At 70.6% G+C, this 19,660-nt stretch carries 21 protein-coding genes and 1 pseudogene; 18 read left to right on the top strand and 4 right to left on the bottom strand.

The window, feature by feature from the left end; translation table 11 throughout:
- Positions 1-88: 88 nt before the first annotated feature.
- Complete coding sequence (locus OP79_RS43605; protein ID WP_211270985.1) at positions 89-1,432, bottom strand: NsdA family TPR-like regulatory protein; 1,344 nt, start codon at positions 1,430-1,432, stop codon at positions 89-91.
- Between the two features lie 25 nt (positions 1,433-1,457).
- A complete protein-coding gene (locus OP79_RS43600; RefSeq protein WP_211270984.1) occupies positions 1,458-1,916 on the bottom strand; it encodes a hypothetical protein in 459 nt (152 codons plus the stop codon).
- 63 nt (positions 1,917-1,979) lie between these two features.
- On the opposite strand from OP79_RS43600, the gene OP79_RS43595 reads away from it, so the two are divergent.
- The 16 genes from OP79_RS43595 to OP79_RS43525 all read left to right on the top strand — a co-directional run bounded on the left by OP79_RS43595 (position 1,980) and on the right by OP79_RS43525 (position 15,272).
- Positions 1,980-2,252 (top strand): hypothetical protein, encoded by a 273-nt coding sequence (locus OP79_RS43595; RefSeq protein ID WP_033328685.1) that lies wholly within the window; start codon positions 1,980-1,982, stop codon positions 2,250-2,252.
- Positions 2,253-2,259: 7 nt separating this feature from the next.
- Positions 2,260-3,198 (top strand): ATP-binding protein, encoded by a 939-nt coding sequence (locus OP79_RS57570; protein ID WP_063742122.1) that lies wholly within the window; start codon positions 2,260-2,262, stop codon positions 3,196-3,198.
- 238 nt (positions 3,199-3,436) lie between these two features.
- Positions 3,437-3,595, top strand: a complete 159-nt coding sequence (locus tag OP79_RS55670; protein WP_157857472.1) for a hypothetical protein — start codon at positions 3,437-3,439, stop codon at positions 3,593-3,595.
- Positions 3,592-4,206, top strand: coding sequence for an ATP-binding protein (locus tag OP79_RS51155; protein WP_063742120.1), 615 nt, complete (start codon positions 3,592-3,594; stop codon positions 4,204-4,206). Before OP79_RS55670 ends, OP79_RS51155 begins: the two co-directional genes overlap by 4 nt.
- A gap of 522 nt (positions 4,207-4,728) precedes the next feature.
- Positions 4,729-5,274, top strand: coding sequence for a hypothetical protein (locus OP79_RS43580; protein WP_245685653.1), 546 nt, complete (start codon positions 4,729-4,731; stop codon positions 5,272-5,274).
- Between the two features lie 185 nt (positions 5,275-5,459).
- Positions 5,460-6,110: a hypothetical protein gene (locus tag OP79_RS43575; RefSeq protein ID WP_245685652.1), complete on the top strand. Its 651-nt coding sequence runs from the start codon at positions 5,460-5,462 to the stop codon at positions 6,108-6,110.
- A gap of 92 nt (positions 6,111-6,202) precedes the next feature.
- Entirely contained in the window at positions 6,203-6,895 is a 693-nt protein-coding gene (locus OP79_RS43570; protein WP_078492404.1) for an SAF domain-containing protein, read from the top strand.
- A complete protein-coding gene (locus OP79_RS43565) occupies positions 6,892-7,749 on the top strand; it encodes a MinD/ParA family ATP-binding protein (protein ID WP_078492403.1) in 858 nt (285 codons plus the stop codon). The genes OP79_RS43570 and OP79_RS43565 overlap by 4 nt, the downstream gene beginning before the upstream one ends.
- Positions 7,746-9,086, top strand: coding sequence for a TadA family conjugal transfer-associated ATPase (locus OP79_RS43560; protein ID WP_033328684.1), 1,341 nt, complete (start codon positions 7,746-7,748; stop codon positions 9,084-9,086). Before OP79_RS43565 ends, OP79_RS43560 begins: the two co-directional genes overlap by 4 nt.
- Positions 9,083-9,994: a type II secretion system F family protein gene (locus tag OP79_RS43555; RefSeq protein WP_245685651.1), complete on the top strand. Its 912-nt coding sequence runs from the start codon at positions 9,083-9,085 to the stop codon at positions 9,992-9,994. Before OP79_RS43560 ends, OP79_RS43555 begins: the two co-directional genes overlap by 4 nt.
- A complete protein-coding gene (locus tag OP79_RS43550; protein ID WP_211270983.1) occupies positions 9,991-10,881 on the top strand; it encodes a type II secretion system F family protein in 891 nt (296 codons plus the stop codon). Before OP79_RS43555 ends, OP79_RS43550 begins: the two co-directional genes overlap by 4 nt.
- Positions 10,882-10,932: 51 nt before the next feature.
- Entirely contained in the window at positions 10,933-11,136 is a 204-nt protein-coding gene (locus OP79_RS43545; protein ID WP_033328682.1) for a hypothetical protein, read from the top strand.
- Between the two features lie 3 nt (positions 11,137-11,139).
- Positions 11,140-11,553 (top strand): TadE/TadG family type IV pilus assembly protein, encoded by a 414-nt coding sequence (locus tag OP79_RS43540; protein ID WP_033328681.1) that lies wholly within the window; start codon positions 11,140-11,142, stop codon positions 11,551-11,553.
- Between the two features lie 50 nt (positions 11,554-11,603).
- Positions 11,604-11,984 carry a TadE/TadG family type IV pilus assembly protein gene (locus OP79_RS43535; protein ID WP_051745531.1) on the top strand — a complete coding sequence of 127 codons (381 nt, stop codon included), beginning with the start codon at positions 11,604-11,606 and terminating at the stop codon, positions 11,982-11,984.
- Complete coding sequence (locus OP79_RS43530) at positions 11,981-12,430, top strand: pilus assembly protein TadG-related protein (RefSeq protein WP_051745522.1); 450 nt, start codon at positions 11,981-11,983, stop codon at positions 12,428-12,430. The genes OP79_RS43535 and OP79_RS43530 overlap by 4 nt, the downstream gene beginning before the upstream one ends.
- Positions 12,431-12,473: 43 nt before the next feature.
- The gene (locus OP79_RS43525) at positions 12,474-15,272 is read left to right on the top strand and encodes an AfsR/SARP family transcriptional regulator (RefSeq protein ID WP_033328680.1); all 2,799 of its coding nucleotides are present in this window, start codon (positions 12,474-12,476) and stop codon (positions 15,270-15,272) included.
- Positions 15,273-15,452: 180 nt separating this feature from the next.
- Here the strand turns inward: OP79_RS43525 and OP79_RS43520 are convergent, their stop codons facing one another.
- Positions 15,453-16,112, bottom strand: a complete 660-nt coding sequence (locus tag OP79_RS43520) for a hypothetical protein (protein WP_157857471.1) — start codon at positions 16,110-16,112, stop codon at positions 15,453-15,455.
- A gap of 183 nt (positions 16,113-16,295) precedes the next feature.
- Between OP79_RS43520 and OP79_RS43515 the strand changes: the two genes are divergently transcribed.
- Both OP79_RS43515 and OP79_RS57565 read left to right on the top strand, forming a co-directional pair.
- Positions 16,296-16,745, top strand: coding sequence for a DUF6336 family protein (locus OP79_RS43515; protein WP_051745520.1), 450 nt, complete (start codon positions 16,296-16,298; stop codon positions 16,743-16,745).
- A gap of 227 nt (positions 16,746-16,972) precedes the next feature.
- Positions 16,973-17,965, top strand: a pseudogene (locus tag OP79_RS57565) (ISL3 family transposase); the annotation flags it as partial.
- A 69-nt stretch (positions 17,966-18,034) separates the two neighbouring features.
- Here the strand turns inward: OP79_RS57565 and OP79_RS43510 are convergent.
- Complete coding sequence (locus OP79_RS43510) at positions 18,035-19,312, bottom strand: IS110 family RNA-guided transposase (protein WP_169786249.1); 1,278 nt, start codon at positions 19,310-19,312, stop codon at positions 18,035-18,037.
- Positions 19,313-19,660 lie beyond the last annotated feature (348 nt).

Here is a 19,660-nt window from a genome sequence, read left to right as displayed (position 1 = left end):
CCACAATGAGCGCTTCACCACCGCCGTCTCCCAGCTCGGCGAAGATTTCGCCGCTGTGCGCCTCGGTGGCATGCACGCCACTCGGGCCCTATGCGCCGAGCGCATCGATCAGGTGGTCGTCGAGGTCGGCGACGAAACCCTCGGTACGCCAAGGGCGCAGCTCCTGCCGTGCCCGGCGCAGCCGGATGGTGGCGACTCGGCCGCCCGTGCTCGATGCCCCGTCGATGCATTCGTGCAGCAGTTCGGCGGCGGCGTGCGGGTCGCCGAGCCGGATGCGGGCGAGTGCCTGATCGGTGGTGACGATGGTGCGCTGGACGCGTTCGCGTGGTGTGGTGAGTGCGTGGGCGGACCGGGCGAACGCGTCGTGGGCGGCTGCCGGGTCGCCGACGTACAGCTCGCACAGGCCGTCGAAGCCGCGCAGGTGGGCGGGCGAGAAACTGCTCGACGACGGATCGCCGTTCCGGTCGCCGTCCAGGTCGTACCAGGCCAGTGACAGTGCGGCCTGGGCGTGTCGTCCGGCTCCGGCGCGTGCGGCGATCTCTGCCTGCAGTGCGTGCGCGCGGGCCCGGACGGTGATGCTCGTACCGGCCCGGGCGTCGCGGACCGCGGCGTCGACGAGGTGACGCGCGGCGTCGATGCCTTGCGTCGAGTACAGGGTGACCAGGGCGTGGCTCATGTGGACGATGGCGCGCTGCCACGGACTGCCGGTGCGGCCCGCCGTACTGGTGGCCGCGGAGTACAGGGCGCGGGAGGCCTCGTCGTCGCGGGTTTCGAAGGCGAGGCGGCCGGCGAGGGTGTACGCCTGTGAGGCGATCGAGCGCAGCTCGGGAAGCTGGGGTTCGGGTACGGCGTCCGCCAGCAGGCGGCGGCAGGATTCGACGACGGGGGCGAGCAGCAGTTGCAGGCGTACGAACGGGATGCTGCCGACTTGCCCGTTCACGTCGCCGATGGTGGCGCGCATCCCGGCGAGCAGCTCTTCGTCGAGGCGGGACGGATCGGCGAGCGCTGTGGTTAGGGCGTGCTGCGTCGTCGGGCCGAGCAGCGCGAGCAGGCCGCCGCCCGCATCCGTGGCGGTGCGTACGAGCAGGGTGCGCAGCTCGTGGAGCCGGCGTTCGCTTTCCCCCAGGTGGGCAAGGGCGTCGAGCAGTTTGGCGAAGTCCGAGCCGTGGCCGAGGCTGTGCTGACCGTCCAGGTCGCGTGCATAGAGGTGGGCGAGCAGGAGTTGGTACCGCTCGCCCGGCAGGATCGGCGCGGTCGTGCTCTCCCAGCGGGCCACGGCCCGCTGCACACTGGCGGTGCTGGAGCCGAAGGGCTGCCCGAGCCGGGATGCCGCGTCGATGATTGCGCGTGCGGTGTCCGCGAGTGACCAGCCGCGGGACAGTCTGAGCCGCTTGAGGGTGGCGGCGCCGACGCGCCGATCGTGCGCGGTCATGCCGTCATGATGCCCGCTGTACGGGTTACACGGGCACGATCAGACGAGGTTTCCCCTGCTGGGCACCGTAGTTGAGAGTCTGCCAGGTGCCGGACGTACCTTCGGGGCCTGCGAGCGGGAAGCCGATCACCATGTCGGAGCGGTCGACCATCCAGCAGTTGCGCGCGTGATACGCCGGGGTCCGCAGCTCTTCGGCACCCAACTCGACGATCTCGGCGATCCGGTCCCGGCACTGCTGGATCGCCTGCCGTGCTTCGGCCGGCTGCTGCGCGACCGTGCCTGGGGCGACAATCGTGATCTTTGCCTTCGAGTTCCCCGCGAGCCACAGCAGGGACAGACTGTCGATGCCCTTCGCGCCCCCGATGTGGAAGTGGGCCTGATCAACAGCGAAGGGGCCCAAGAACTGCGTGAACTGCTCCCCGTACCAGGTGAGTTCGCGGTGTCCCGTTGACCGCGTACCGGTAATCGTCACAGTCAGAGGCATGATCCACTCCGTGTCATAGGTTGTCAGGCGCCGGGCCGCACAGGACTGCGGTGAGATCGGCGCATGGACACGACCACCGCACCAGCCATTCTCGCGGAGCAGTTCAGGTCACGCGGATTGACCGTCATAAACGCCGATGACCAGACGGTAAGCGTGATGAACCCGCTCAATCCGAGTCTTACCGAAGCCGTTGGCGTGTGCGACGGACACTACGTCACCTGCTGGGGATACGAGCTGGGCCAGACCGGCGACGAGAGAGGCACCGCGCAGCGGCTCGCCTTCCTGCTTGCCCTCCCGGGCGACAGCCGTTCCCGTGACACCGCAACGCGAAGGTAGGCGGCCGGTGCAGCAGACACGCGAGAGACACTTCACCCCCCATCCGGCCTCCGTTGCGCACGCACGGTCCTTCGTCGCCGACACCCTCAACGCGTGGGAGCTCGGCGACCGACTCGATGACGTCCGCCTGTGCGTCTCCGAACTCGCCACCAATGCCGTCGAGCACGCCACTTCCGCCGGCCAGGACTTCCGGGTTCGGGTAGCACACGGCGAGGAGCGGCTGCGCGTCGAAGTGCGTGACCAGGGCGGTGGAACTCCCACCGTGCGGCACGCCACCACCGACGACTGCCACGGACGCGGCCTCCTCCTCGTCGCCGCCCTCGCCGACGACTGGGGCGCCTCCCGTGAAGGGGCCAGCACAACCGTCTGGGCCGAGTTCAAGCTCGGAGCCTCCACCGCACCGCTCGTCGATCACACCCGGGTGGCGGCCCGCGCAGCGACCCTGCCCGTATCGGCCGGGCTGTTCGCCTCCCTCGGCGTGTGGACGTGGATCGGCGCCGACGCCCACGGCGACCCGCTAGGGATCGTCCTGCTCGTACACCCGCCTGCGCGCCGCCACGGCGAAACCGACGAGCGGATCGAGCAGCAGATGCGCGCCCTCTCCGACGCTTTCGGCCTCGTCGAAGCCGGAAAGCCGCTCACGGACATCGGGCCGCGGGTCACGATCCACCACGGCGCCCGCATCCTGCTGCGCCCCGAGGGATCCCACTTCGGCGTACAAGTGCCGGCGCATCCCCGGCTCGTCCGGTTGCTGACCGAGCGAGGCGAGCTCGCCGTCGCCGTCGGACTCGACCCGCTCGCCATCGGCGCACCGCCAGCCGAGGTCGACCTGTATGTGGACCGCGGGCTGCCCGCGAACCGCCTCCTGCTCGGCCGCGCCCAGGCTGCGGCATCCCTGCACGCCATCCGGACGGTCGAGCCCCCGCACGCACCCGACGTGCGCTGAAGAACGGGCCCGCATCGTGGCTTTCTGTTGTTCCGATTGCAGTGCGTGAGCTCCTGCTCCATGTGCTCTCCGCCTGCCCCGGATCTTGGCTCAGGTAGTGATCAACCGGCGGCCCATGGAGCCGCACGGTACGGCGAAAAGTCCTCGAAAGTGCTGGTCAGAGAGGGGTTCCGCTCTTCATCGGACCCACGGTGTCGTGGTCGCGTCCCAAACGCGATCACCAGGGGAGGCCCCTGCCATGGTGCCGATTCTGTTCACCGCTGTGCTGTTGCTGCCGTTCGCGACGGCGGCCGGCCCGTTCGCGCTGTGCGAAGCGCGCGATTACGTACGTCCCGGACGCGGCCGACACCGCCGCGTCGTACGGGGCCGCCACGCGGCCCGGGGAGGGCGACGATGACCGCGCGCCCCACCCTGAGCGCCACCCCAAGTGTCGTGTGGTGCTGGACAAGCTGTACCCCCAATGCCCCTCACCAGGCCCGTGTAGCCCTGCGCTGCGCCCTCGATCAGCTCGGCTACGACGGCGATGTGATCAGCGATGCGGTGCTGGCGGTCTCCGAGTTCGTCGCCAACGCCACCGAGCACGCGGTCGGACCGTACGAGCTGCGGCTGCGCCGCACTGCCACGGAGGTCATCTGCGAGGTAGAGGACCACGACCCGCGGATCCCGGAGGTTCCCGCGCTCCCGGCCACGGCGCCGTACGCTCCGGCCGAGGAGGACCGCGGGGGTGGGCTGGAGGCACTGTGTGCTTTGTTGACCGAGCGCGGGCGCGGTCTGCACATCGTTCATGAACTGACCAGGGGCGCATGGGGGTTCCGCAGCCAGAAGAGAACGAAGACGGCCTGGCTGGCGCTCCCGGCGGAATTGCCTCTGACGCAAGACGGCGCGGATTCTGCTCCCGGCGACGAGCAAGGAGTGGGCGCCCAGGCGGCGGGCGTCGCGCGGCGGGACGGCCGTGGTGATGTAGAGGTGCGGGAACGGCGTGACCGTTCCTACGATGTGAGGCGTTGACGCCGGACGGCCGGAATCGCGCTGACCAGCAGGACCTGCAGTGGAAACGCCTCTACGCCTTCCCGTCCGGCGTCGAGGGCACTGCCAACGAGCTTGCGGCGGCGACCGGATGCGCCGGTTGGTCAAGGCCCACGTCCAGCACGCTCTGACCGCGATCGCCATCAACGTCGCACGCCTCAGCGACCAGGAGCCCGCTGACTCCCCCCACTGGCCCCGGCCGCCAACGGCCTTCCAGCCGACCGATTCACGCCGTTGTAGTGCTCTGTCTCTGCCACTTCGCCGTTGAGCTGAGGAAGGGACGGTGCATCAGGTCGCAGGGGTGCCCCCGTGGCGGTCTTGTCGCTCGTTCGAGCGACAAGACCGCCTTTTCGTGGCGAGGCTGCATCAAAGCGGCGCATCGTCGAGAACAGGGCGGAATTCATTCGTCCTCTTTCGGTTGAAGGGTGCGCCGCGGGGTAACTCCAGTTGCATCTGATCACTTAGAGTGGCCGCCTTGCTGTGAAGGGTGACGGAAAGTGGGGGATGGTGAAGACGCGACGGCGAGCCAATGTGCTGCTGGCAGGGGTGAGTTCGGTGATCACGGGACTGCTGCTGGCGGGCTGCACGGACGGTTCATCAGACGCCAGACCGCTGCCTAAGGGGACGATCGAGACGACGGCGTCTCGTACGCCGAATGCGGAGCACGCAGAAGCACTCGACGCCTACCGGGCCATGTGGCGAGACCTGACCCTCGCCTCCGAGACGTCCGACGCCGCCTCTCCACTGCTGGACGATCACGCCACCGGCGGTGCGCTGGAGTTGATGAAGTACGGACTGCAGAAGTCCAAGAGGGAGCAGGTAGTCAGCAAGGGGGCACCTCGGGTGGATCCCGAGGTGCTGTCGGCGACCAGTCAGAAGGTCGTGCTGGTGGACTGCGTGGACGACCGGAAGTGGCTGCAGTACAAGCTGAACGGTGAGTTGAAGAACAACGCTCCGGGCGGGCATTTCAAGGCCGACGCGACTGTCCGGCACAGCAAAGGGGTCTGGAAGGTTTCGGACCTCTACATGCACGAGGTCGGGTCATGTTGACCCGCTGCCGTACCGGGAGTGCGGCTGCGGGGGCTCTGGCGCTGCTCGCTGTCGCATCCTTCGTCCCAGCCCGAGCGGATGGGAACGGTTCGCAGTTCGCCGGTGTCGCCTGTGTCCCAGGCGCCTGTGACGCAGAGGCGAAGAGCGTCTCGAGGAGCCCGGGCGGCTCAGGGAAGAGTCGGCCGGTGCCTCAGGGACGGGCGGCGAAGCCCGGTGGCGGTGGAGGAGGGCCGAAGGGGCCGCCGACGATTACGTCGAGCGGCTGGGAGTACGACTTGGGCGGTGGCGCGGGGATCTTGCCGCGCTTCGAGGGCGAAGAGCCCAAGAAGCCGGAGCCAGGCGGCGGGCAGCAGGTTCCCGTGGAAGTGCTCGTCCAGCGGGCGGTGGAGCGGCTGAAGTTGCCGAAGCCGGTGATCCGTACGAGTCCGGATGAGGACTTCGTACAGGTGGTTCACGTACCCACGTGGATGTGGGTGGAGCGCGAGGCGTGGGGTCCGGTGTCGGTATCGGCCGCGGCGGAGGGTGTGAACGTGACGGCGACGGCCCGGCCGCAGAAGGCGGTGTGGTCGATGGGTGAGGGCGGCACGGTGGTGTGCGACGGGCCGGGGACGCCGTACTCGGACGCGTACAGCCCCAAGGCGTCGTCGCCGGACTGTGGTTACACCTATCGGCGGGCGTCGCTGTCCGCGCCGGGCAAGGCGTACATGGTGTCGGTACAGGTGACCTGGGACGTCAAGTGGCAGGGAGCCGGGCAGAGCGGGGTGGTGCCGGGGCTGGTGATGGCTGCCGAACGGCAGCTGGTGGTGGACGAGGTGCAGGCCGTCGTCACGCGCTGACGGCTCGGAGTGATGAAGCGGTCCGTACGGGGCGGGCCTGGGCAGTGGACGTTGGAATTCTCTTGATCGCGAGGTGAGTTGTGGGTACCTCCATGTCTTCTTCGGCCGTAAAGGGCGGCGGGTTCCAGGTGCCGGGAGCGCGCGGATCGGGCCCGGAGCAGCGGCCGGTGGTGACGGGTGCTCGGCGGCGCAGGCTGGGCTGGGTGTGGGCCGGGCTGGGGGCGGTGGTGGTCTCGGCGGTCGGCTTCACGCTGGTCGCGCAGGCGGTGGGGGAGCGGGAGCAGGTTCTGGTGCTGGCCCGCGATGTGCCGGCCGGGCGGCTGCTGAAGCCGGGTGATCTGCGGGTGGTGGAGGTGGCGGCGGACGCGGGCGTGGTGCCGCTTGCGGATCGGGACACGGTGCTGGGGCGGCAGGCGCGGGTGCCGCTGGTGGCCGGATCGCTGCTGGCACCCGGACAGGTGGGCGCGAGGGCCGACTTCCCGCCGAAGGGGTTCTCGCAGGTAGCGCTCGCGGTGGAGCCGGGCGGTGCGCCACCGGATCTTGCTCGTGGGGAACGTGTCGCGGTCCTTCCCGGCCCGGCCGGTGCCGGAGCGGTAAGCGACGAGGCGGAGGAGAAGGCGGTCTCGGCGGTGGCGGGGACGGTGACGGGGGTGCGCGCGGCGGAGTCGGCAGGCGGGCCGCGGGTGGTAACGGTGCTGGTGGAGACCGGGGCGGCGCGGCGCGCGGCGCAGCTGGAGCATCCGCGTGTGGTGGTGCTTCCCGCGCAGGGGCGGGAGGCGCCGTGAGGCGGCTGGTCGTTCTCGGGTCGGTCACTGGCGCGCCGGGGGCGACGACGACGGCGCTGGCAGTGGCTGCCGTGTGGCCGCCGGAGGCGGACGGCGGGGTGCGTCCTGTGATGGTGGAGGCGGACTCCTCCGGCGGTGACCTCATGATCCGCTTCGGTCTGCCGGCGGCTCCCTCGCTGCTGGATGTCGCGGCGGCGGCCGGGAAGCCGTACCCGGGCTCCCTGCTCGGGGCGGCGAGCGAACTCCCTTGCGGGGTGCGGGCGGTGGTCGCGGTGCCGGGCCGCGGCCCGTGCCGTCAGGCCGTGCGGCTGTTGGCTGCCGAGGCCGGGCGGGGTGTGCTGCTGGGGGACGAGAACGATCGGGGCACGGTGCTGCTGGATGTGGGGCGCCTTACCGAGGACGTCGAGCCGTTGCTGGACGTGGCCGACCAGGTCGTGCTGGTGGCGCGGGGCGGAGCGGAGCCGCTGACCCATGTGTCTGCGTACGGCCTGGATGGTGACGCGTATGCCGGGCGGCTGACGCTGGCCGTGGTCGGGCCGTGCCCGTACCCGGCAGAGGAGATCGAGAAGACGCTGGACATCGAGCCGGTGCTGTTCCTGCCCTGGGACGTCAGGAGCGTGGCCGCGATGAACAGCCCCAAGCACGGCGGGCGGCGCACGGCCGGGTTTCGGCCGCCACCGCTGATGACCGCCGCACGGACCTTGGCCCGTCGGGTGGCCGGGCCGCCGATGAGCGAGACCAGGGCGGAGGAGACGTATGGCAGTCGCGTGAGCGAGGACGACGGGACGCGGCTGATGGGGCCAAGCCGGACTGGTCTGGTTCCGGTACCGGGAGTCGAGGGAAGCGGATCATGAGCGAGCGGCTGATGGTGCCCGGCGGCGGTGAACGGGAGCTGGCGCAGCTAGTGCGTCAGCGGGTGGCGGCCCGGCTGACGGCGTACGCGGGCGAGCGGGAAGCGGCGGGGTTGCCGGCGGAGGACGAGACGGCGCGTCGTGCCACAGTGGGACGGCTGCTGGCGGAGGAACTGGGTGCGCAACGGCGCCAGGCCCTGGCCCAGGGCCGGGCGATGATCGATGCCGCGGCCGAGGAGCGGATCGCCCAGGCGGTCAGGGACGCGCTGTTCGGCACCGGCAGCCTGGAGCGGCTGCTGGCCGACGGGTCGCTCGAGAACATCTGCGTCAACGGCTGCGATGTGGTGTGGGTCAAAGACGCGGCCGGGGCCTGGCGCCGCGAGAGTCCGGTGGCCGCCTCGGATGCGGAACTGGTGGAACTGGTCCGCACGCTCGCGGCCCGCGCGGGCGATGAGGAGCGGCGCTTCGACCGGGGTATGCCCCGCCTGAACCTGCAACTGCCCGACGGGTCCCGGCTGTTCGCGGTGATGGCGGTGACCGGGCGGGTGTCGCTGACCATCCGCCGTCATCGCTTCCCGGCCGCCTCGATGGGGGAGCTGGTGCGGCTGGGCGTGTGCGACGAGCAGCTCGCCGCGTTCTTGAGGGCACTGGTGCGGGCGCGCAAGAACATCGTGATCGGCGGCGGCACCAATGTCGGCAAGACCACCGTGCTGCGGGCCTTCGCCCACGAGATCCCGCCCGAAGAGCGGCTCGTGACGATCGAGGACACCTTCGAACTCGGCCTGGACGCCGATGCGGTGGCGCATCCGAACGTGGTGGCCATGCAGGCCCGCGAGCCGAACATCGAGGGCCAGGGTGGCATCGACCAGGCGGAACTGGTGCGGTGGGGGCTGCGCATGTCCCCGGACCGGGTCATCGTCGGAGAGATCCGCGGGGCCGAGGTCATCCCGATGTGCAACGCCATGAGCCAGGGCAACGACGGTTCGCTGTCCACCATCCACGCTTCCACCTCGCGCGGGGTGTTCACCAAACTCGCCTCCTACGCCGCGCAGTCCCCGGAACGGCTCACGCTGGAGGCGACGAACCTGATGGTGGCCTCCGCGGTCCACTTCGTCGTGCACCTGGGCTGGGACGCCGCAGGGCGCCGGGTCATCGACTCGGTGCGCGAGGTCATCGACGCGGACGGGGCGCAGATCGTCTCCAACGAGGTCTACCGGCCCGGCCCCAACGGGCGCGCTATGCCTGCCACCCCGCTGCGCACCGAGACCCTCCATGACCTGGTGGCGGCGGGGCTGGACGCTCAGGGCACCGCCCCCCAGTGGTGGGGGGCGGCGTCATGAGCGGCCTGTTCGGCTCCGGCACCCTGATGGGGGTCGCGGTGGCGTGCGGGACGGTGTTCGGCCTCGGCCTGGTGGCCATCGGTTACGGCGTTGTGCGGCGCGCGGTGCAAGAGCGGCCGGGCTTGTGGCGTGCGCTGGTGGCTCGGCTGCCCGCGGACTGGACCACGCGGCGTGTGGTGATCGCGGTGGTGGCCGGGGTGGTCGCGGGGGCGCTGACGACGTGGCCGGTGGCGGCGGTGCTGACCACCATCGCCCTGCTCACCCTTCCCGGCCTGCTCGGCCCGGACCGGCAGGCGGCACGGCGTACGGAACGGATGGAGGCGCTGGCCACCTGGACGGAGATGCTGCGCGACACGCTGTCTGCGGCGGCCGGTCTGGAGCAGGCGGTGCTGGCCACTGCGGACATCGCTCCGGCCCCGCTCGAGTCGCAGATGCGGGAGCTGGCCGCCGCCGTCCGGTCGGGGCGTCCCCTGCCGACCGCGCTGCGGGCGTTCGCCGAGGAAGTCGATGACCCGTTGGCCGATGTGGTGGTGGCCGCGCTGGTGATGGCAGCCGAGCAGCAGGCAAGCCAAGTAGCGTCGCTGCTGGGCGAGTTGGCGGAGTCGGTGCGGGAGCAGGTGGCCATGCGTCAGCGCATCGACGCCGGACGCGCGAGCGTGCGAACCGGGGTGCGGGTCACAGTGATCGTCACCCTGGGCATGGCGTTGGGACTCGTGGTCCTCAACCGCCCCTATCTGGACCCCTTCAACACGCTGACCGGGCAGGCGGTCCTCGCGGTAGTGGGCGCTCTGTTCGCCGCCAGCTTCACCTACCTGGCCGCGCTCGGCCGCATGGAGGAGCCGGTCCGCCTCATCAGCCCGGCCACTTCCCGAGCCGCGGCGAGCTCTGAGCCGGGAGGTACACGGTGATCGTCATGCTGCTCGGCGCGCTGTTCGGCGCCGGGGCGACCGCTCTCGTCTACGGGCTGCGTCCGCCCCGGCCCGCCCTGGCCGACGTCCTGACCGCCCTCAACACACCCGCACCGCCTGCTGAATCATCTGCGCAGGAGGCGGAGTGGGCCACCCGGCTGGGCAAGCGCGCCGTACCGCTGGTGCGGGCGCTCGGCTTCCCCACCCCCGCGCTGCGCGCGGACCTGGCCGTGTGCGGCACCAGCGAGGAGCAGCATCTGGCGGGCAAGGCGGTCTGCGCCACGACCGGACTCCTCGCCCCGTGGGCCGCCGCGCTGCTGCTGCGCCTGGGGGCCGGTATCGCGGCGGGCTGGTGGATCCCGCTGGCCGGCTCGCTCGCCCTGGCCGTGGTGCTGTTCTTCGCCCCCGACCTGTCGGTACACCGGCAGGCCGCGCGGCGGCGCCGCGAGATGCGCCACTGCCTCAGCCTCGTCCTGGACCTGACGGTGATCGCCCTCGCGGGCGGCGCCGGAGTCCAGCAGGCCCTCGCCCAGGCCGTCGCCGCGCCCCACGGGTGGGCGGCTGCGCGACTGCGCCACGCCCTGCACGTCGCGCAGCTCACCCGGACCAGCCCCTGGCCCCACCTGGGGGATCTGGGACGGCGGCTGGCCGTGGGGGATCTGACCGAGCTCGCCTCGACGCTGAACCTCGCGGGCAGCGAGGGCGCCAAGATCCGCGGCTCACTCGCGGCGAAAGCGCGGGCGATGCGACGACGGCGGATCTCGGAGGCCGACGGGGACGCGCAGGCGGCCACCGAGCAGATGTCACTGCCCGTGGTCGGGCTGTTCGCCGCGTTCCTGCTCCTGATCGGATACCCGGCGCTCGCCCACGTCATGTCGATCAGCTGACGCCCCCACCCAACCGTACGAAACCAAGACCAAGTAGAGAGAGCACTCGTCATGTTCCAACTCGACACCCTGGCCCACCGGGTACGCGCCCACCTGACCGAAGTCCGCCGGCACATCCGCGAGCACGGGGACGGGGGCTACACCACCGAGACCATCGTGGTCACCGCCCTGCTGGCGGTCCTGGCCCTGAGCGTGGTGGGCATCATCGCGGCCAAGGTACTGGGCAAGGCCAACGGCATCGACCTGGGCGGCTAGTTCGTGACCGCGTTCCTTCGCCGGCTGCGCAGTGACCGGGGGGCGGCCAGTACCCAGCTGGTGCTCGTCGTCCCGGCGCTGCTGCTGATCGCGCTGCTGGTGGTGCAGTTCGCGCTGGTCTGGCACGCCCGCCACATCGCCCAGTACGCCGCCCAGCGGGCCTTGGCCGCCGCCCGCGTCGAGGACGGCACCCCAGCGGACGGCCGGACGCAGGCCCGGCGCAGCCTTGCCACGCTGGGCAGCCGGGTCCTGACCACCCCGTCCGTGACCGCCGAGCGCACCACCGCCCGGACCACCGTGCGCGTGGACGGGACGGTGATCCGCGTGCTCCCGGTCCCGGGGCTGGTGCTGCACGCCTCCGGCACCGCATCCGGACCCACCGAGCGGATCACTACTCCCGGCGGAGGCCAGCCGTGATCCGGCAGGCGCGCCGCGCGCGAGACGATGGGGAGCGGGGCTCGGCCGCGGTGGAGATGGTGCTGATCACGCCGCTGCTCGTCCTGGTCCTTCTGGTCGTGGTGGCATTCGGGCTGCTCGCCGATGCCCGCCTGGTCGTGGCGGACGCCGCCCACCAAGCCGCCCGCGCCGCCTCCCTGGCCCGCAGCGAGAAGGATGCCCGCACCCAGGCGCGGCAGGCGGCGAGCGCGGCACTGCGCGAGGCGGGGGCATCCTGCGCGCATCCGAGTGTCCGCCTCACCACCGGCGGTCTCACGCCGGGCGCCACCGTGACGGCACGGGTCTCCTGCACCGCCGACCTGGGCCATCTCACCGGCACCGGGATGCCCGGCCACCTGCCCCTGGCCGGCACCGCCTTCTCCGTCGTCGACAGTTTCAGGAGCAGCCCGTGAAGCGACGCGTGCGAGCGCATCTGGCGCAGGTCCGCGCCCGGCTGGCGGAAGGGGACGACCGGGGGCAGGTCACGGCATTCGTCGCCGGCGTCTTCGCCGCGCTGTGGCTGTTCGCCGGGATCGTCGTCGACGGCGGGCTCGCCCTGGCCGGCAAGGCCCAGGCGCTGGACGTGGCGCAGGAGGCCGCCCGCATCGGGGCCCAGCAGCTGGATGTCGGCCGGCTGCGCCGCGGCGGCGACGTCCGGCTCGTACGCGAGAAGGCCGCAGCGGCGGCCCGCGCGCATGTCGCCGCCACCGGAGACAGCGGCACCGCGTCGGTCAAGGGCGACGCCGTGACCGTCCACGTCACCCACCACCAGCGCACCCAGATCCTGCAGCTGATCGGCCTGCGCACCCTCACCGTGCACGCCAGTGGCACCGCACACGCCCAACGCGCCACCCCGTAAGGACCGTTCACCACCACCTTCGGCCGAAGAGAGCGAACCGGCGATGACCCATCCTCCCCAGCTGCGCCAGCGGCTGACCGCGGCCGTCACGGCGGGCGGCACCCTGGCCCTCACGCTCGCCCTGCTGGCCGGGATGCCCTACGTCCTGTGGCGAGCCACCGGCCTGCCCTGGCCCGAACACGTCTCCTCCGTCAGCGAGTTCGGCCGGCGGCTGACGCAGCCGGTCAGCGACCCCTTGATGATCGACCTGCTGGCCGTGGTGGGCTGGGTGTGCTGGGCCGCCTTCGCGACCACCGTGGTCCGCGAGACCTGCTGGTACACGACCCATCTGCCGCAGCTGCTGCGCGACCGGCACGCACACGATGAGCACGTGGCCGCCCTGTCGGTGAAGGGGTCGCTGGCCGCGCTGTGCATCGGCACCCTCGTGGTTGCCCTGATCGGCCTGTGGCGCCCGCAGACGGTCAGCGCCCAGCAGCCCTCCTCGCCGGGCGAAGTACGGACGCATATCGCCGCGACAGCCCCACTCGTACCCGCCCTGGGCCAACCGCCCACCCCTCCTGCCGCAGCCGCGACAGCCCCGGCGCGGGCCATGACCGCCGGGCTCACTCCGGAGCGTCCCGGCCCGCCTGGCAAGGCCGAGGAAGTCGAGCACATCGAGTACACGGTCACCGAGGGCGACACCCTGTGGGACATCGCGCACACGCACATGGGCGACGCGCTCACCTGGCCGCGGATCTACGCGCTGAACAAGGACCGCGTCCAAAGCGACGGAGCCCGGCTCACCGACCCGGACCGGATCAGGCCCGGCTGGCACCTGATCATCCCCATCGCCCAGAGCGCCACCCCGCCGCCAACCCCTGCGCCTGCCCCGGTCCCGGATGCCACGCCTTCCCCGCCCTCTGCGCCGCCCGCCCAGCCAACTCCCGACCAGGGCACGGGCACCGGCCACGAGGCAGGCGGTGAGCACACCCCTGCGGGGCAACCTGACCGGCACGAGGAGACCGCGGCCCGCAAGACGGACACGGAGCCGGGCCCGGCCGCCATCGGCCTGGGGGAAGCGAGCCTGATCGGCATCACCGCAGCGGCGGGCCTGCTGGCCGCACGCCGCTACTGGTACTGGCACCAGCACCGGCTACGCGAGCCCAATCACGAGGCGGAGGTGCCCGCCCTGAGCCCGCTGGTGGACAAAGCCGCGCAGGCCGCCCACGCCGCCACCCGGCCCCCTCGCCCACCCGACCCGGATGCCCTGGTCACCCACCGCACCCCAGCCCAGAAACCCCGCAGCACGGGCACGGTCACCATCGGCGTCCGCGACAACGCCGAGGTCCTGCTCGACGAGCTGGCCCGGCCCGGAGGCTGCGCCTGGACCGGTCCCGGCTCCGAGGGCGCCGCCCGCGCCCTGCTGGTCGGCATCCTCACCGCCGCCGAACGCCAGCGCCCCGGACCTCCGCTCGTCACGGCGATCGTGCCCGAAAACGTGGCCGAGGGCCTGCTGCCCTCACTCCCCGCCCAGTTCACGGCCCTGACCCAGAGCGCCGACACCGCAGAAGCCATCCGGGCCGCCGAGCAGCACCTGATCGCCCACGCCCGCACCCGGTATGAGCAGGACACCGACCCCGCGGCAACCGGGCCGACGATCACCGACAGCACGCCGGAGACCGGCCCGGGCACCCTGCTGCTGCTCACCGTGCCGGACGCCGCCCACACCGGACAGCTTCAGGCACTGGCCACCCGCAGCCGCCCCGGCACGCTGATCGTCCTCACCCTGGGTGCCCCGCTGCCCGGCGCCGCCTCCTGGCACATCGCCGACGACGGCACCACCCATGCCAACGCCCACGATCAACACCCCAGCCCGCTCAGGCTGTTCCACCTCACGCCCGAGGCCGGACGAGACCTGGCCGAAGTTCTCCTCACCTCCCACGGTCAGCGCCCCCGCCTGCGTATCCTCCCCACCCCCAGCCGACGCCCGGACGATGAGCACTCCGACGACGAGCACCCTGAGGCCCCGGCCGCGCCCATGGCGGATGAGCCGCCCACCCGGCCGTACGCCCTCGAGGCATCGCGGCCGACGCAGACCAAGCCGGTACGCCTCCACGTCCTCGGACCGATCACCCTGTACGCCCGCGGCCACCAGGACCCCGTCGGCACCAACCTGCGGAGCGAAGTCCACGAACTCCTCGCCCTGCTCGCCGCCCACCCCGCCGGACTCCTCGCCTCCGACATCGCCGACAAACTCCATCTCGATCCAGGCAGCGACCAGAACGCGCTGAAAAACCTCCGCCGCGCCGTACGCCGCGCCCTACGGGCCGCGACCGGAATCACCGCCCAGGAATTCATCGTGCTCCAAGGAGAACTCCACAAACTCCATCCGGAACTCGTGGAAACCGACCTCGCGGACTTCAGCCGAAACCTGAATAGAGCGTTCTCTGTCACCGACGGGGAGGAAGCAGAGAACGATGCCCTGTCCGCCGTGCGTGACGCCCTGGCCCACTACCGTGGGCCCTTCGCCCAGGGCGGGGACTACCTGTGGGCCGACGCGATCCGCGAACACCTCGCCATGAAGGCCACCGACGCCGCCCTCCGCCTGGCCCGCAAGGCCGAGCACGCCGACGCCGCACCACGCGAGCGGGATGCCGTCCTGACGCTGCTGGAACACCTGAGCATCCTTCACCCTGACCACGAACGCCTCGCCCAGCACACCATCCGCCTCTACCAAGCCGCCGGACGCCACGACGCAGCCCGGCACACGTACACCCGCCTCAAGCGACACCTCACCGACCTCGGCCTCGAACCCGAGCCGGCCACTCAGGCCCTCGTCGCACCCCGGACCCACTCCCGTTAACATCGGGGATCAAGCCGCATACCAGGATGCACGAGGCGTTGATACGGCCCGGCGAGTGCGCGTTGGTCGGCATCCAGGCGGCCCATTCGTTCTCCAGGTCGTAAGCACGCTCTTCTCCGAAGAACCCGATCAATCAGCCGTACGGAATCCGGGCGGCCAGCTCCTGCGGTCCGGTCCAGCTCAGAGTGAGCCGCGGACGACGAGGAAGCTGTAGACACCGGCGGCCATCACGATGAACGCGATCTCGGCGATGCACACCCAGAGGGCGACTGGCCTGGGGGTTTCCGGAAGCGTCAGTCCGAGTTTGTGGAGCTCTTCGATATCCGAGTCCCGCCACAGACGCCGTGCCCGCCGTCCGCGTGAAGTTCGCCTGCCGAGGCGGCGTTCCGGGAGGAGCGCGGTCAAGCCGCAGCCGACCAGGGTGAGCAGCCCGATGCCCGCGGCGGTCAGTTCCGTCAGCGCGAAGACGATCCCCTGGCGATCGGGACGGCCGTAGACCCGGTTGTCCAGCGCCCGGGCTTCGCCGGTGAACACCAGTTGGTATCCCTCGCGTTCGATGTCCGCTGCGAACGAGAACAGCGTCCCGGTGCGGGTCTGCCCGTCGACGGTCCAGGTGGCCCCCTCGCATTCGCCGACACTCGGGCCCCGGCTGCCCTGGACGATGATGGTCTCTATCTCACAGGAGCTGGGCAGTTCGACCGTGACGGGGGTGCCGAAGACGTAGGCGGCCTCCCAGCCCACCGGACGCTGCGTGAACAGCCCGGAGAGCAGGAAGAAGGCCGCCGCCACCCCGGTGAGAATCAGGTTGCCGAATGCCAACAGCACCAGACCAACCGTCATCCCCCGCATGGCCTCCCCCATCTCCGCTGCTGTTCAATTCAAGCGTCCGGGTACGCGCCCCGGAAGAGGTTCCGCGCGCTGCACCGGGAGGCACATGGCGGTATGCGTCGTCCGTCATGGGGCGGTGACGGGTACATCAGGCTGTGAGATGTCGGCTTTCTCCTCACAGGTAGCCTGCCGCCCATGACGCGTACACAGCACACCGGGGCACAGCCGACCCCACAACGGGCCACGGACGAGGATGGCGTACGCCTGCCACGGCTGCGCTTCAAGGACGTCGTGGTGCGAGGAGCGGTGCAGGGGATCGCCGCCGTCGCCCTGCTCTTTATCGGCACACTCTTCGTCGCCGACCATCATGACCGCGTGACGTTCCTTGCCGTGGTGTCAGGGTTCTCCATGGTCTTCGCCGGGATAGGGATCGTGGTCGGAGTCTGCTTCTGGGCGGCGTGCTCGGGCGACATCAGACGCTTGCGGGACTGGGGCACCATCACCCGCCAGTACGAAAGCGCCTCCATCGTGGCGCCGGTTTTCGTACGGGCGGGAGTTCTCGCCCTTGTGCTCTTCCCCGGCGCGCTCGGGCTCTACCACCTGGTCGACAACGCCGCGTACGACAGCTGGCTGTACGGGAGTTGAGCATCATTCCATCGCCGACGTCGACGGCAGCCTCGACGACGTCAGCGACGAAGAACTCGCCCGCCTGCGCCCTGCCGATCGGGACGACGACGAACAGCCGGACCGCCCTGTTCCCGCTGCGAAGGCGACCTTGATGGGGATTCTTGAAAACGGCTCTGTCCGCAGTTCCGTGAATCCCCAGGTCAGCGAGGGGAGCGAGGGATCGTTTCGGCAGAGTGTTTCCTGCCATGGCGAGCAGGACGGTCGAGGCTGTGCTGTTTCCCGGGATCGATGTGCGAGTGGAGCGCGTCAGCGACTCCTCCGACGTCCTTGTGGTGGAGGCGGTGTCCACCGCTCGCCCGGGCCGGTGTCCGGACTGTCGGAAGCAGGCGAGGCGTAGACACAGCACGTATCAACGCGCCCTGGATGAAAGGCCGTTGGGCTCTCGCCGGGTCATAGTCCGGCTGCGGGTGCGCCGGTACTTCTGTGACCGGAAGAGTTGTTCCCGCAAGACGTTCGTCGAGCAGGTGCCGGGACTGTCCGAGCGGTACCGGCGCTCCAGCACCGGGCTGACAGGCTGGCTGCGGTCGATCGCGATTGAGCTCGGCGGCCGTCCGGCCGCGCGGTTGTGCCGCCGTCTGCGGCTGGTCGCGGGCCGGACCCGGCTGCTCAGGCTGTTGACGGCGCCGACGGTGCCGGACCGTGCGCCGCGGGTGCTGGGGGTGGACGAGTTCGCCTTCCGCAAGGGCTGCACCTACGGCACCGTGCTGGTCGACGTCGAGGCCGGCCGGGTCGTGGACGTGCTGCCCGACCGCACCTCGGAGACGTTCGCGGCCTGGCTAACCGAGCATCCCGGAGCCGAGATCATCTGCCGGGACCGGGCCAGCGCCTACACCAAGGCGGTCAAGGAAGCCGCCCCTCATGCCCTGGAAGTCGCTGATCGCTGGCACCTGTTGCAGAACTTGTCCGCCGCGGTGGAGAAGACCTGCCACCTGCACCGCGACTGCCTGCGCAAACGTGCCGAGGAAGAGACGGTGACCGAGGTACCGGAGCCGCCCCCGATGCTGTTACCGCCCGCCGAACTGCCCCGCACCCAGATCATCGAACGCACCCGCCACCGCTACGAGGACATCCACCGCCTGCTGGAGAAACGCTGGACGATCAGCGCCATCGCCCGCCGTCTGAACCTCGACCGCAAGATCGTGCGCCGCTTCCGTGACACCGACCTCGACGAGTTGCTGGCCTCCGCCCGCGAGCGCCGCCCCAACGGCGTCCTGGAGCCGTTCAAGACACCTCAGGCGCTTAACTCGTCAAGCGGCGACTGCGAGTTCGGCGGGGAAGGCTGTGTTTTCGTCGAACAGCTGGCGCTTCTGGAGACAGTGATAGAGCTGGCCCAACAGTCGGTTGAAAAGGTTGCGCTGGGCTGCGGCGTGCCAGTCTCCGTGGTTGTCGCGCCGCCTGCGGTAGTGGGCCTTGGCACCGGGTGAGGCGGTGATCGCGGAGAAGGCCCAGAGATAGCCGGCATGGTTGAGGCGGTTGTTCTTCACCCACCGCCTGGTGATGGACGACTTTTTGCCGGAGGCCCTGGTGACGGGCGAGGAGCCGGCGTATGCCTTCAGGCCGCGGGCGTCGGCGAACCGCTGTCGGTCGTCCCCGACTTCGGCGAGCACCCGGGCGCCGAGCTGGACGCCGAGGCCAGGGAAGCTGAGGATGATCTCAGCGTCCGGGTGCTGAGGGAAAGTCTCTTCGACGGCCTCGGCCAGATCGTCGGCGGCGGTGCAGGCGGCTTCAAGCTGAACCAGGAGTGCGAGCATCTGCTTGCCCAGCGCGTCTTCGACCAGCGGCGGCTGATGGGCCCAGTGCGCGCGGAAGACTTCGCGGAGCCGTTCGGCCTCGGCTTCGATGCCGCGTTTGCGGCCGGCCCGCTTGAGCGCGGCCTGGAGCTGAGTGCGGGTGAGCCGTGCGGCCCTGGCCGGTGTCGGGGCGGCCTTGAGGAGCTCGTGGGCCTCGGGTCGGCACAGGCTGTTCTTCCAGGGCTCGAAGGCTGCCAGTGCCGCTGGGTAGTACTCGCGCAGGAGCGATCGAAGCTGGTTGGCGGCCTGCTGGCGGTTCCAGGTGGCGTCCTGCTGGGCGCGGGCCAGGACGGCGACGGCGCGGGCGAGATCGGAGTCGTTGGGCAGTGGCCGGTGGGCGTGCATGTCCGTGCGCAGGATGTTCGCCAGTACCAGGGCGTCGCCTGGGTCGGACTTCTTGCGCGAGACGCTGTGGCGGTCCCGGTAGCGCGCGGCGGCCATAGGGTTGATCGCGAACACTTGCCGCTTGCCGGTCCGCAACACCGTCACCAGCAGGCCGCGGGATGTTTCGATGGCGACCGGGATCGGATTCTCTTCGCTGTCGCCGTACTCGGCGAGCAGGTCCAGCAGAATCCGGTAGCCGACCGCGTCGTCGGTGATGTGGCGCTTGGCCAGCAGCTGGCCGGTGTCGTCCACCAGGGCGACGTCGTGCGTCTTCTCAGCCCAGTCGATACCGCAGTAGATCAAGTTGCTCCTCCCCTGAGCACAGGCTCTTTGCGCTGGTCGCGAGCGCATGCGGGCCACGCAGCGACCTAATTCCAGGACTCGACGCGAGGCCGGTCCGCCACCTCAGAAGCCGTTCGTGGCACCAGCTCACCGCACGGGCCTCGGTCTAGACAGGAGCTCGGACGGCTCGGGCGTAACGAGAGGTCACCGCGCGGCAGGCTCGCCCCACCAACTGCAACGAGGAAGCACGACGCGTGGTGGCAGCCGCGAGGACGCCGAACGCCGCCGATCTTGAACTAGGCATCAGTGCCCGGCATACCTCAGGCATCCGCTCGACGCCCACACGACCGCCACCACGACGAGTACGAGGACTGCGTGCCGCTCTATGCGGAGGTCTCAATGGACCCGGTTCGCCGT

This window comes from Streptomyces yerevanensis (assembly GCF_000716805.1).
Lineage (GTDB): Bacteria > Actinomycetota > Actinomycetes > Streptomycetales > Streptomycetaceae > Streptomyces > Streptomyces flaveus.
The sequence above is the reverse complement of the archived record's forward strand: the minus strand, read 5'-3'. Positions and strand labels throughout refer to the sequence as shown.